This window comes from Citrobacter sedlakii (assembly GCF_018128425.1).
Lineage (GTDB): Bacteria > Pseudomonadota > Gammaproteobacteria > Enterobacterales > Enterobacteriaceae > Citrobacter_A > Citrobacter_A sedlakii.
Window position 1 is genome coordinate 2444346 of sequence record NZ_CP071070.1, and the last position, 12483, is coordinate 2456828.

11 protein-coding genes are annotated in these 12483 nt (G+C 54.9%); 8 read left to right on the forward strand and 3 right to left on the reverse strand.

Annotated features, from left to right (window positions below; translation table 11 throughout):
• Window positions 1-134 precede the first annotated feature (134 nt).
• Window positions 135-1781, reverse strand: a complete 1647-nt coding sequence (gene fumB, locus JY391_RS11650) for a class I fumarate hydratase (RefSeq protein WP_181821375.1) — start codon at window positions 1779-1781, stop codon at window positions 135-137.
• Between the two features lie 216 nt (window positions 1782-1997).
• Here fumB and manA point away from each other — a divergent pair, with 216 nt between their 5' ends.
• Complete coding sequence (gene manA / locus JY391_RS11655) at window positions 1998-3173, forward strand: mannose-6-phosphate isomerase (protein ID WP_211934343.1); 1176 nt, start codon at window positions 1998-2000, stop codon at window positions 3171-3173.
• Between the two features lie 101 nt (window positions 3174-3274).
• Complete coding sequence (locus JY391_RS11660; RefSeq protein ID WP_211934344.1) at window positions 3275-4783, forward strand: YdgA family protein; 1509 nt, start codon at window positions 3275-3277, stop codon at window positions 4781-4783.
• A gap of 30 nt (window positions 4784-4813) precedes the next feature.
• Here JY391_RS11660 and JY391_RS11665 read toward each other — a convergent pair whose 3' ends face one another.
• Window positions 4814-5842, reverse strand: coding sequence for a Mal regulon transcriptional regulator MalI (locus JY391_RS11665; RefSeq protein ID WP_181821378.1), 1029 nt, complete (start codon window positions 5840-5842; stop codon window positions 4814-4816).
• Window positions 5843-6019: 177 nt separating this feature from the next.
• Here JY391_RS11665 and malX point away from each other — a divergent pair, with 177 nt between their 5' ends.
• The 3 genes from malX to add all read left to right on the forward strand — a co-directional run bounded on the left by malX (window position 6020) and on the right by add (window position 9900).
• The gene (malX, locus tag JY391_RS11670; protein ID WP_042282825.1) at window positions 6020-7612 is read left to right on the forward strand and encodes a PTS maltose transporter subunit IICB; all 1593 of its coding nucleotides are present in this window, start codon (window positions 6020-6022) and stop codon (window positions 7610-7612) included.
• Window positions 7613-7622: 10 nt separating this feature from the next.
• Complete coding sequence (locus tag JY391_RS11675; RefSeq protein WP_211934345.1) at window positions 7623-8795, forward strand: MalY/PatB family protein; 1173 nt, start codon at window positions 7623-7625, stop codon at window positions 8793-8795.
• A gap of 103 nt (window positions 8796-8898) precedes the next feature.
• Window positions 8899-9900 carry an adenosine deaminase gene (gene add / locus JY391_RS11680; protein ID WP_199957312.1) on the forward strand — a complete coding sequence of 334 codons (1002 nt, stop codon included), beginning with the start codon at window positions 8899-8901 and terminating at the stop codon, window positions 9898-9900.
• Between the two features lie 87 nt (window positions 9901-9987).
• On the opposite strand, the gene JY391_RS11685 is transcribed toward add, so the two are convergent.
• Window positions 9988-11028 (reverse strand): oxidoreductase, encoded by a 1041-nt coding sequence (locus JY391_RS11685; protein WP_042282820.1) that lies wholly within the window; start codon window positions 11026-11028, stop codon window positions 9988-9990.
• A 241-nt stretch (window positions 11029-11269) separates the two neighbouring features.
• Here JY391_RS11685 and blr point away from each other — a divergent pair, with 241 nt between their 5' ends.
• The 3 genes from blr (at window position 11270) to JY391_RS11700 (ending at window position 12426) form a co-directional block, all read left to right on the forward strand.
• Window positions 11270-11395, forward strand: a complete 126-nt coding sequence (gene blr / locus JY391_RS11690; protein ID WP_042284684.1) for a division septum protein Blr — start codon at window positions 11270-11272, stop codon at window positions 11393-11395.
• Between the two features lie 296 nt (window positions 11396-11691).
• Entirely contained in the window at window positions 11692-11907 is a 216-nt protein-coding gene (gene ydgT / locus JY391_RS11695; protein ID WP_042282818.1) for a transcription modulator YdgT, read from the forward strand.
• Window positions 11908-11985: 78 nt separating this feature from the next.
• Window positions 11986-12426 carry a DUF2569 domain-containing protein gene (locus tag JY391_RS11700; protein WP_042282816.1) on the forward strand — a complete coding sequence of 147 codons (441 nt, stop codon included), beginning with the start codon at window positions 11986-11988 and terminating at the stop codon, window positions 12424-12426.
• Window positions 12427-12483: the final 57 nt, after the last annotated feature.

Here is a 12483-nt window from a genome sequence, read left to right on the forward strand (position 1 = left end):
TCTCCTTACTTAATGCGTTGATGAGGTTATGTTCGACATTGCCCACTTGCTTGCGGTCTTATGAGTATTAACGATGACGTAACCGTCGTTTGGTGGTTCGTGCGAAAAAAAACCGCCCCGTAGGGCGGCTGACGTTATTTCACGCAGCGTGCGCACTGCGACGTCTGAATCTGCTGGAAAAAGTCATTTCCTTTATCATCCACCAGGATAAAGGCCGGGAAATCTTCCACTTCGATCTTCCAGATCGCTTCCATGCCCAGTTCCGGGTATTCCACACATTCGAGGCTCTTGATGCTGCCCTGTGCCAGCACCGCCGCCGGGCCGCCAATACTGCCGAGGTAGAAACCGCCGTGCTTGTGACAGGCATCGGTGACCTGCTGGCTGCGGTTCCCCTTCGCCAGCATTATCATGCTGCCGCCAGCGGCCTGAAGCTGATCGACGTAAGAATCCATCCGACCTGCGGTAGTTGGGCCGAGCGAGCCCGATGCGTACCCTTCCGGCGTTTTCGCCGGACCGGCGTAATAGATGGGATGATCTTTCACATACTGCGGCAGGCCTTCGCCCCGATCCAGACGCTCTTTCAGTTTGGCATGGGCGATATCACGCCCCACAATAATGGTTCCGTTCAGAGACAGACGCGTGGAAACCGGGTACTGCGACAGTTGCGCCAGTATATCTTTCATCGGGCGGTTCAGGTCAACGCGCACCGCTTCCCCTTCGCCTGCTTTGCGCAGCGCCTCGGGAATATATTTACCCGGATTATGCTCCAGCTTTTCGATCCAGATCCCATCGCGGTTAATCTTCGCCTTGATGTTACGGTCCGCGGAACAGGAAACCCCCATCCCCACCGGACAGGACGCCCCGTGACGCGGCAGACGAATCACCCGGATATCATGAGCGAAATATTTGCCCCCGAACTGCGCGCCCAGCCCCAGATTTTGCGCTTCCACCAGCAGCTCTTTTTCCAGCTCAACGTCGCGGAAAGCCTGACCGTGTTCATTTCCTTCCGTTGGCAGCGCGTCATAATATTTCGCAGAGGCCAGTTTGACGGTTTTCAGGTTTGCTTCGGCAGACGTGCCGCCAATAACAAACGCGATGTGGTATGGCGGGCAGGCCGCGGTGCCCAGCGTGCGCATTTTATCGACCAGATAATTTTTCAGTTTCCCCGGGGTCAGCAGCGCTTTGGTTTCCTGATACAGATACGTTTTATTCGCCGATCCCCCGCCCTTGGCGATACAGAGAAATTTATACTCATCGCCATCCACGCTATAAAGGTCAATCTGCGCTGGCAGGTTGGTGCCGGTATTCACTTCTTTATACATGTCCAGCGCGGCATTCTGCGAGTAGCGCAGGTTATCTTCGATATAGGTGTTATACACCCCGCGCGCCAGCGCAGCCTCATCGCCGCCGCCAGTCCACACGCGTTGCCCTTTTTTGCCGACAATAATCGCTGTACCGGTGTCCTGGCAGGTCGGCAAAATGCCTTTCGCGGCGATGTCGGAGTTACGCAGAAACTGCAGCGCAACGTACTTGTCGTTTTCGCTGGCTTGTGGGTCAAGCAGAATATCGGCGACCTGCTGCTGATGCGCCGGGCGCAGCATGAACGAGGCGTCGTGGAAGGCCTGGCGCGCCAACAGCGTGAGCGCCTGTGGCGCGACTTTCAGGATCTCTTGTCCTTCAAATTCGGCCACGGAAACGTGTTCACTGGTCAGCAGATAGTATTCGGTATCATCCTTTTTAAGGGGAAAAGGATCCTGATAGAAGAAGGGTTTGTTTGACATTGATCTCTCACTTACTGCTCGGTCTGATTATCTTAGGCTTCAGGGCAGATGTTCCTTTGCCCTCGTTAAAAGCGAGTTACACTATCCTACACATTTTTTTAACAAAAACTGAGACAAGTACGACTTTTTGCGTGCACAGGTTACATCCCGCGGGTTTCTTGGTTTAATAACCGCATTCATTTCCACCTCATTTTAAAATTGAAACAGGGCATTGAAATGCAAAAACTTATCAACTCGGTGCAGAACTATGCGTGGGGCAGTAAAACGGCGCTGACGGAGCTTTACGGCATGGCTAACCCGCAGCAGCAGCCGATGGCGGAGCTGTGGATGGGCGCGCACCCAAAAAGCAGCTCTCAGGTGGTTGATGCTAACGGCCAAACCGTGTCGCTACGTGACGTTATCGAAAAGCATAAATCCACCCTGCTGGGCAATGCGGTTGCTGAGCGTTTTGGAGAGCTGCCCTTCCTGTTTAAAGTCCTTTGCGCCGCACAACCGCTGTCCATTCAGGTACATCCGAACAAACGTAATTCTGAGACAGGCTTTGCCCGGGAAAATGCCGCCGGGATCCCGCTGGATGCCGCCGAGCGCAACTACAAGGATCCGAACCATAAGCCAGAGCTGGTTTTTGCCCTGACGCCGTTCCTGGCGATGAACGCATTTCGCGAGTTCTCTGAGATCGTCTCCCTGCTGCAACCGGTCGCTGGCGCTCACACCGCTATTGCGCATTTTCTGGAAAACCCCAATGCTGAACGGCTGAGTGAACTGTTCGCCGGTCTGCTGAATATGCAGGGGGAAGAAAAATCCCGCGCGCTGGCGATTCTGAAAGCCGCCCTGGAAAATCAGCAAGGCGAACCGTGGCAGACGATTCGTCTTATCGCCGAGTTTTACCCGGATGACAGCGGCCTGTTTTCGCCACTGCTGTTAAACGTGGTGAAACTGAATCCGGGAGAAGCCATGTTCCTGTTCGCTGAAACGCCGCATGCCTATCTGCAGGGTGTGGCGCTGGAAGTGATGGCCAATTCCGATAACGTTTTGCGCGCCGGACTGACGCCAAAATATATCGATATTCCGGAACTGGTCGCCAACGTCAGATTCGACGCTAAGCCAGCCAACCAGTTGTTAACAACGCCGGAGAAAAACGGTGCGGAACTGGACTTCCCGATTCCGGTAGATGATTTCGCCTTCTCGTTGCACGACCTGTCCGCGCAGGAAACGCCCGTCGCGCAGCAAAGCGCGGCGATTCTGTTCTGCGTGGAAGGCGAAGCTGTGCTCAGCAAAGGCGAGCAGCGTCTGGTGTTGACGCCCGGCGAGTCTGCGTTCATCAGCGCTGCGGAGTCGCCGATCATGGCCAGTGGCGTGGGCCGTTTAGCGCGGGTCTACAACAAGTTCTAGCAACTTACTGAATTTTTTAACAACTCTTGCTAAGCTAGTAAGAGGTCTTTGCGTTCTCCAGGCGGCCCGGGCTGCCTGGTTTCATTTTATGGATAAACAATATGAAAAAATCGCTGGTAGCTGCGAGTGTCATCGTCGCACTCGGTATCGTCTGGACGGGCGGTGCATGGTACACAGGTAAGAAGCTGGAAACCCATCTTTCTGAGATGGTCAGTCAGGCCAATGAGCAAATTAAGCGCAGCGCGCCGCAGGCGAATGTGGAACTTGGCTATCAAAACTATCAGCGCGGCGTGTTCAGCAGCCAGCTGCAACTGGTGCTTAAGCCGGTTGCCGGCAAAGAAAATCCGTGGCTGAAAGCGGGCCAGAGCGTGGTTTTCAATGAGTCTGTCGATCATGGTCCTTTCCCCTTCGCGCAGTTAAAAACCCTGAATCTCATCCCGTCAATGGCCTCGGTGAAAACCACCCTGCAAAATAACGAGGTCAGCAAGCCGCTGTTTGATCTCGCCAAAGGTGAAGCCCCCTTTGAGATCAACTCCCGTATAAGCTACAGCGGCGATACGCGTTCGGTGATGGCGGTGAAGCCGCTGAATTACGAGAATGAGACCGATAAAGTTGCCTTTAGCGGCGGCGAGTTCATCTTCAACGCCGACAAAGAAGGCAAAGAGGTGTCGCTTTCCGGTGAAGCGCAGAGTGGTCTGGTGAACGCAGTAAACGAATATGGTCAGAAGGTTCAGTTCACCTTTAACAATCTTAGGACCGAAGGTTCCAGCAGCCTCGCGAGCTTCGGCGAGCGCGTTGGCGATCAGAAACTGACCCTCGATAAAATGGCGATCTCTGTAGAAGGCAAAGAGATGGCGCTGCTCGAAGGTATGGAAATTAACGGCAAAACCGATCTGGTCAACGACGGCAAAACCATTAACAGCCAGCTGGATTATTCGCTTAACAGCCTGAAAGTGCAGAATCAGGATCTGGGTAGCGGTAAGCTGACGCTGAAAGTGGGCCAGATAGACGGCGAAGCATGGCATCAGTTTAGCCAGCAGTATAATGCGCAAACCCAGGCGCTGTTGACACAGCCGGATATCGCAGATAACCCGGAACTCTATCAGCAAAAAGTGACCGAGGCGTTCTTCAGCGCCCTGCCGCTGCTGATGAAAGGTGAACCGGTGGTGACGGTCGCGCCGCTGAGCTGGAAAAACGCAAAAGGTGAAACCACCTTCAACCTGTCCCTGTTCCTGAAAGACCCGGCAACCGCGCAGGGCGAGCCGAAGACGCTGGCCGATGAAGTCGACCGTTCGGTTAAGTCACTTGACGGCAAATTAGCCATCCCCATGGATATGGCCGTTGAGTTCATGACGCAGATTGCCAAACTGGAAGGTTACCAGCAGGAGCAGGCGGAAAAACTGGCTACGCAGCAGGTCAAAGGTCTGTCAGCCATGGGGCAGATGTTCCGCGTGACCACCCAGGAAGACAACACCATTGGCAGCAGCCTGCAGTACGCTAACGGCCAGGTGACGCTGAACGGGAATAAAATGCCGCTGGAAGAATTTGTCGGCTTGTTCGGGATGGCGTCATTGCCGGTGCCAGACGCACCGACGCAGCCGCAGCCGTAAGGCCCCCTCTGAACCCCTCGTCTGAGGGGTTTATTTTTGTATCACCAGCCGCGCCGATAACGTCTGGTTACGGGTGTGTCCGTCATCATGGCCGATGCGTTGCAGTATGCGTTCCGCCAGGGTATACCCCATTTCGCGCGCCGGCGTTGTGGCCCAGACAATAGGCAAATCATCCAGCGCGTTTTCCGGAACGTCGGCAAACGCCCCCAGTGAAATCTGCTGTTCAAAGTAACGATCGACGCCGACCTCGCCGCTCTGGCGTCCGGCGCGCATCAGGCCAAACCACGCGCCCATGGCGATCACTTCGTTATAACAGACCACAGCGCTGATGGTCGGATTTCGTCGTAGCAACGTGGTGATGGCCTCAGCCGCCTGTTTTTGGCTGGTGGCGCACTCCAGCACCCAGTCACTGTGAAACGGCAGACCATATTTCAACAGCGTGGCGCAGTAGCCGCCCACGCGTTCGGCCCGGGTCAAAGAGGAGCTTTGCCCGCCTAACCAGGCAATACGCTGATGGCCGTGGCGGATGAGATGCTCCGTCAGCAACTGTGCCGCCTGCATGTTGTCGGGGCGCACGGTATCCACGTCGTCGGGATAGCTGGCGCGGGAGGCAAACACCACGGGAATGCCCTTTTCTTCCGCCATCACGCGTAGCGTCTCACTGCTCCCCGCAGCGCCGGCGATGATCACCCCATCGACACCCTGATTCAGTAACATCGTAAAACGCTGTTCCAGCTGTTCGCCGTCATGTCCGCCATGCAGCAGAAAGACCATCCGTCCCTGCGACTCCAGCGCTTCGGTCAAGCCCGCGGTGAGCTCCGCGTAAAACCGGGCGGATAAATCACGAACGATCAGCCCAACAACGCCGCTCTGTCCTCCCCGCAGCGCGGAAGCCTGACGGTTGCGCACAAAGCCCAGTTCTTCGATCGCCGCATTGACGCGCTCGCCGGTGGCGGTTGAAATACGTCCTTTACCGCTGAGCACCAGCGAAACCGTACTGACCGACACCCCCGCCGCCAGCGCCACATCGTGGATAGTGATTTTTTTGGCTATAGCCATGGAAACAACAAACTCCCCTGCTAACGTGACAGATAAAACGTTTTATCAATCACTTATATTTATACGCCCTATTATCCTTCGATAATGTGATTTGCGCCGCACTAAAATAAGGTAAAACGTTTTATCTTTCCGCTCAAATTTACCCGTTACCGATGGATTTTCACAAGGAGTCGTTAGATGACGGCAAAAACAGCACCCAAAATCACGTTATGGGAATTTTTCCAGCAGTTGGGCAAAACCTTCATGCTGCCCGTCGCTTTACTGTCGTTTTGCGGCATTATGCTGGGCATCGGCAGTTCGTTAAGCAGCCACGATGTGCTTACCCTGCTTCCGGCGCTGGGCAATCCGGTCCTGCAGGCGATCTTCACCTGGATGAGTAAAGTCGGCTCATTCGCCTTTAGCTTCCTGCCGGTCATGTTCTGCATCGCGATTCCTTTAGGTCTGGCGCGCGAAAACAAAGGCGTCGCCGCGTTCGCCGGCTTTGTCGGCTATGCGGTGATGAACCTTGCGGTTAACTTCTGGCTAACCGCAAAAGGCATTCTGCCCGCCACCGACCCGGCGGTGCTGAAAGCCAATAACATCCAGAATATCCTCGGGATCCCGTCCATCGACACCGGGATCCTCGGCGCGGTCATCGCCGGTATTATCGTCTGGATGCTGCACGAACGTTTTCACAATATTCGTCTGCCGGATGCGCTGGCATTCTTCGGCGGGACCCGCTTTGTGCCGATTATCTCTTCCGTGGTTATGGGCCTGGTGGGTCTGGTCATTCCACTGGTTTGGCCGGTATTTGCGATGGGCATCAGCGGACTCGGTCATATGATTAACAGCGCGGGCGACTTTGGCCCCATGTTGTTTGGTACCGGCGAACGTCTGCTGTTACCGTTTGGTTTGCATCACATTCTGGTTGCGCTGATTCGCTTTACCGACGCAGGCGGTACCCAGGAAGTGTGCGGCCATACGGTGAGCGGCGCCCTGACTATCTTCCAGGCGCAGTTGAGCTGCCCTACCACACAGGGGTTCTCTGAAAGCGCAACCCGCTTTCTCTCACAGGGTAAAATGCCCGCGTTCCTCGGTGGCTTACCGGGAGCTGCATTAGCGATGTATCACTGCGCCCGGCCTGAAAATCGCCATAAAATTAAAGGACTGTTGATTTCTGGCCTGATCGCGTGCGTCGTGGGCGGCACCACAGAGCCGCTGGAATTTTTATTCCTGTTCGTTGCGCCGGTACTGTATGTGATTCACGCGTTACTGACGGGTCTGGGTTTCACCATTATGTCGGTGCTGGGCGTGACCATCGGCAACACTGACGGCAATATTATCGATTTTGTCGTGTTTGGTATTCTGCACGGTCTGTCGACCAAGTGGTATCTGGTGCCAGTGGTAGCCGCTATCTGGTTCGCGGTGTACTACGTCATTTTCCGCTTCGCCATCACCCGCTTTAATCTGAAAACGCCGGGTCGCGACAGTGACATCGCCAGCACGATAGAAAAAGCCGTTGCCGGCGCGCCGGGTAAATCGGGCTATAATGTGCCAGCCATTCTGGCGGCGCTGGGCGGTGCCGATAATATCGTCAGCCTCGATAACTGCATTACCCGCCTGCGTCTGTCGGTGAAGGATATGTCGCTTGTGAACGTCCAGGCGCTCAAGGACAACCGCGCCATTGGGGTGGTTCAGTTGAATCAGCATAATTTGCAGGTGGTCATTGGTCCGCAGGTTCAGTCGGTGAAAGACGAAATGGCGGGTCTGATGAATACCGTTCAGGCATAAGGGCTACGCTATGTTCGATTTTTCAACCGTTGTTGACAGGCATGGAACCTGGTGCACCCAATGGGATTACGTTGCCGACCGTTTTGGTTCTGCCGATCTGCTGCCGTTTACCATTTCCGATATGGATTTCGCGACGGCGCCCTGTATCCTGGAGGCGCTGCACCAGCGCCTCACTCACGGCGTACTGGGCTACAGCCGCTGGCAAAATGATGCGTTTCTCGGCGCCATCGCCTCCTGGTTCGATCAACGACACAACACCGAGATCGACACCGGTTCGCTGGTGTATGGCCCCTCGGTGATCTATATGGTGTCGGAATTAATTCGCCAGTGGTCCGCGCCGGGTGACGGCGTGGTTGTCCATACGCCTGCCTATGACGCTTTTTACAAAGCTATAGAGGGCAATCAGCGCACCGTGATTCCCGTCGCCCTGGAAAACCCCCGTGCGGGATGGATCTGCGATCGGGATAAACTGGAAGCGGCGCTGGCGCGACCGGAGAGTAAAATTCTGTTGCTGTGCAGCCCGCACAACCCGACCGGTAAAGTCTGGACGCGCGGTGAACTGGAGATCTTGGCGGCGCTGTGCGAGCGCCACGGCGTTCGGGTTATTTCCGATGAAATTCATATGGACATGGTGTGGGGAGAACAGCCGCACATTCCCTGGTGCAACGTGGCGAGCGGCAACTGGGCGCTGTTTACCTCCGGCTCGAAGAGCTTCAATATTCCGGCGCTTACTGGCGCGTATGGCCTGATACAAGATGAACAGAGCCGCACTCGTTATCTCAATGCGCTAAAAGGTCGCGATGGTCTGTCGTCGCCTGCCGTCCTGGCGCTGACCGCGCACATCGCAGCCTACGAGCAAGGCGCGCCCTGGCTGGATGCGCTTCGCGGTTACCTGAAGGATAATTTGCGTTATGTTGCCGATACGCTTAACGGCGCCTTTCCGGAACTGGCCTGGCAACCGCCGCAGTCAACGTATCTGGCGTGGATCGATCTGCGTTCGCTGAAGATTGATGATCATGCGTTGCAGTCTGCGCTTATTCATCAGCAAAAAATCGCCATTATGCCCGGCTTTACCTATGGCGATGAGGGTCGCGGCTTTGTGCGTTTAAATGCCGGTTGCCCGCGTTCGAAACTTGAACAAGGCGTCTCCGGTCTGATAAAGGCGATTCGTTCCGTCCGCTAACGCACCGTTGCGCAATGAAATTAATCATTGCGCAACATAGCTTTTCACCGGGATTTGTTTTTATAATAGCGCGCACTTTTCTATTCAAATAATGAGTGCGACCATGATTGATACTTCCCTGCCGTTAACTGACATTCATCGCCACCTGGATGGCAACATCCGCGCCCAGACCATCCTCGACCTTGGTCGCCAGTTCAATTTGACGCTTCCAGCCCAGACGCTCGACACGTTGATCCCTCATGTTCAGGTGACCGCGACGGAACCCGATCTGGTCAGTTTCCTCTCTAAGCTGGACTGGGGAGTCAAAGTATTAGGCTCCCTGGAGGCCTGCCGCCGCGTGGCGTTCGAGAACATTGAAGATGCCGCCCGAAATGGCCTGCACTACGTTGAACTGCGATTTTCTCCGGGTTATATGGCCATGACGCATAACCTCCCGATCGCGGGCGTGGTGGAAGCGGTCATCGCGGGTGTACGCGAAGGTTGCGAAGCCTTCGGCGTGTCGGCGCGTTTGATTGGCATCATGAGCCGCACTTTTGGCGAAGCCGCCTGTTTGCAAGAGCTCGAGGCGCTTCTGGCGCACCGCGATCAGATCACCGCGCTGGATCTCGCCGGAGATGAACTGGGCTTTCCGGGCAGTTTGTTCCTGTCGCATTTTAACCGGGCCCGTGACGCCGGGTGGCGCATTACCGTTCATGCGGGAGAAGCCGCGGGCCCGGAAAGCATCTGGCAGGCAATTCGTGAGCTGGGCGCAGAGCGCATCGGACACGGCGTGAAAGCCGTTGAGGATCCTGCGTTGATGGACTTTCTTGCGGAGCAGCGCATCGGAATTGAGTCCTGCCTGACATCAAATATACAGACCAGCACCGTGGCATCGCTGGCGGCGCATCCGCTGAAAACTTTCCTTGAGCACGGCGTACTGGCCAGTCTGAACACCGACGATCCGGCAGTACAGGGCGTAGATATTATTCATGAATATACCGTCGCGGCGCCGGCCGCGGGTCTGACGCGCGAACAGATTCGCCAGGCGCAGATCAACGGTCTGGAAATCGCTTTTCTGAGTGCGCAGGAAAAACAGGCGCTGCGCGAAAAAGTGGCGGCAGCGTAAAGGACGGTGCCGGATGGCGGTGATGCCTTATCCGGCCTACTGCATAAGCCTGCCCGGCGGGCGATAGCGCCGCCGGGCAGATAGATCTTACGTCAGACTCAGCGTCGAACGGTGTTTAGCCGACTCAATACCAAGCTCAATCAATTCCATAATCTGAATCGCCTGGCTTGCAGGTACCGGGTTTTCTCCATTACCGTTCAGCGCGTCGCGGATCCCGGCGTAATACGCCGGATAATTCCCCGGAACGGTCAGCCAGGTCTCTTCGACGCGCGTTTCGCCTTCCACGCGGGTAAGCACGCCGTCGCGCATGTCGTAGCCCCAGTCTTCCTGTGGCAGACGCTCGCCGTTTTTCAGCCGCTCTTCCTGCGGGTCAAGGCCATATTTCACATAGCTCCCCCGCGAACCGTGTACGATATAGCGCGCCGATTCCGCTGCCGCCAGCATCGTTCCATGCAAAATCACCCGGCGCTGGGGATAAGAGAGCGTGGCGTGAAAATAGTCGGTTGACTGCGCCCCCGGACGCAGTTGCGCCAGATCGACGGTCATACTGACCGGCAGACCAAACAGGTTGATTGCCTGATCCAGCAGATGCGGCGCCAGATCGTACCAGATACCGCTACCTGGCCCGCCCTGTTCGCGCCAGCGATCGCGGACCTGCGGGCGGAAGCGGTCAAAGTGAGACTCAAAATAGGCCACTTCCCCCAGCACGCCCTCTGACAGCATCGCTTTCAGGGTCAGAAAATCGCTGTCCCAACGGCGGTTATGAAAGACGGAAAGCACCCGTCCAAAGCTGCGCGCCAACGCATCCAGTTCGCGAGCTTGTGACAGTGTCACGGTAAAAGGCTTATCAACCACCACATGCTTACCGGCTTCCAGTGCGGCTTTCGCCAGCGGGAAATGGGTGTCGTTAGGGGTGGGAATGACAATCAGGTCAATATTGGGGTCGTTAAACAAATGCTTTGGCTCAGAGACAACGGCCACGGCAGGCCAGTCCGCCTTCACCTTGGCTGCATCGCTGCTGGAAATGACGGCCAGTTCCAGACCGGGTGTACCATCAATTAACGGCGCGTGGAACGTCTTGCTGGCGTATCCATAGCCAATCAATCCTACGCGGATATTGTCACTCATCATGTTGCCTCTCGTTTCAGTCTGTGACCATTTCACACTATCCATAATCGTCTAACAATAGTTTACTTCGCCCCGCAGCAGAAAGGCGAAGAGTTAACTTAAGTCAAACAACCGTCATTTAAGCGCCGTCCGGGGTAATAAAGTGACTGAAACCGTTCCCGAAACCCTTGCTGGCTTAACTTTCGCTAAGTAAAATTCGCCGTCTGTGTTTAAGGATAAATCAAAGCAAATGTCGTCAGTGATCAATCGTATTATCGAATTAACGGGTTGGGTGGTTCTTGCATTTTCCGTGGTGCTGCTGGGCGTGGCTAATCATATTGATAATTACCAGCCGCCAGAGCAAACCGCAGTCGTTCAGAAAAAATGATGCTCTCCCGCCAGGCGGCTTGCGTCGTCTGGCGTTCAGCAACGGGCTTTTAAATACAGAAAAGGCTGAAAAAGTATCTGAAAAAGGTAAATCTGCCGCTTACCGCGCCTGCGCATATTGCCAGTTTCAATGAAGCAGGATAACCTTCTGGCCAGTGCCGTCTGGCACGGCTTTAGCTGTTAAGAAAACACTTATTTTGCATTGGTATCCCGGGCGAGCTGGTCAGGGATCGTTTGTTTATTTTTTTTACGTTCGCAACTCAATAGGCATTATTTTTATATTAGGGATCCCTGTTTATGACCGTTCAGGATTATTTATTAAAATTCCGCAAAATTAGTTCACTTGAAAGTCTGGAAAAGTTGTTTGACCATCTCCATTACACGCTTACCGACGATCGGGACATCATCAATATGTATCGCGCTGCCGATCACCGTCGCGCGGAACTGGTATCCGGCGGTCGCCTGTTTGATGTGGGTCAGGTGCCAAAGTCCGTCTGGCGTTACGTCCAATAAGAAAGTAGCGCTTGCCAGCAAAAGCTTTATAATAACCGCCCCAAAAAGAACGGTACGTCTGGCAATTCCGGAGATTTTATGACCACAACCCCGGCACAACGCATTGGAGGCTGGTTACTTGGCCCACTGGCCTGGCTTTTAGTCGCGTTGTTAAGTGCTTCACTGGCCCTTTTTCTTTACGCTACGGCGCTCGCAACGCCGCAAACGTTCAGAATGTTGTCAGAACAAAGCGGGGGCAATCTGGTTTTATGGGGCGTTTCTTTTCTTACCGCGATCGCCATGTGGTATTACACCCTGTGGTTGACGATTGCTTTCTTTAAGCGCAGACGTTGTGTGCCAAAGCACTATATTGTCTGGTTGCTGGTGTCGGTTTTGCTGGCGATCAAATCCTTTGCCTTTTCGCCCGTGCCCGATGCTCTTGCCGTGCGTCAACTGCTGTTTCCGCTGTTGGCGGCAGCACTGCTGGTGCCCTATTTCAAACGCTCTGCGCGCGTGAAATCGACTTTCGTGAACCCGTAATAACCATACAGTTAACCTGTTGTCGCCTGCTGTAGATTGTCAGATAATAGGCGGCTT

What these genes read in the sequence shown, in the direction of transcription:
- fumB (WP_181821375.1), bottom strand. Translation starts at nt 1,781, where the DNA reads ATGTCAAACAAACCCTTCTTCTATCAGGATCCTTTTCCCCTTAAAAAG.
- manA (WP_211934343.1), top strand. Translation starts at nt 1,998, where the DNA reads ATGCAAAAACTTATCAACTCGGTGCAGAACTATGCGTGGGGCAGTAAA.
- JY391_RS11660 (WP_211934344.1), top strand. Translation starts at nt 3,275, where the DNA reads ATGAAAAAATCGCTGGTAGCTGCGAGTGTCATCGTCGCACTCGGTATC.
- JY391_RS11665 (WP_181821378.1), bottom strand. Translation starts at nt 5,842, where the DNA reads ATGGCTATAGCCAAAAAAATCACTATCCACGATGTGGCGCTGGCGGCG.
- malX (WP_042282825.1), top strand. Translation starts at nt 6,020, where the DNA reads ATGACGGCAAAAACAGCACCCAAAATCACGTTATGGGAATTTTTCCAG.
- JY391_RS11675 (WP_211934345.1), top strand. Translation starts at nt 7,623, where the DNA reads ATGTTCGATTTTTCAACCGTTGTTGACAGGCATGGAACCTGGTGCACC.
- add (WP_199957312.1), top strand. Translation starts at nt 8,899, where the DNA reads ATGATTGATACTTCCCTGCCGTTAACTGACATTCATCGCCACCTGGAT.
- JY391_RS11685 (WP_042282820.1), bottom strand. Translation starts at nt 11,028, where the DNA reads ATGAGTGACAATATCCGCGTAGGATTGATTGGCTATGGATACGCCAGC.
- ydgT (WP_042282818.1), top strand. Translation starts at nt 11,692, where the DNA reads ATGACCGTTCAGGATTATTTATTAAAATTCCGCAAAATTAGTTCACTT.
- JY391_RS11700 (WP_042282816.1), top strand. Translation starts at nt 11,986, where the DNA reads ATGACCACAACCCCGGCACAACGCATTGGAGGCTGGTTACTTGGCCCA.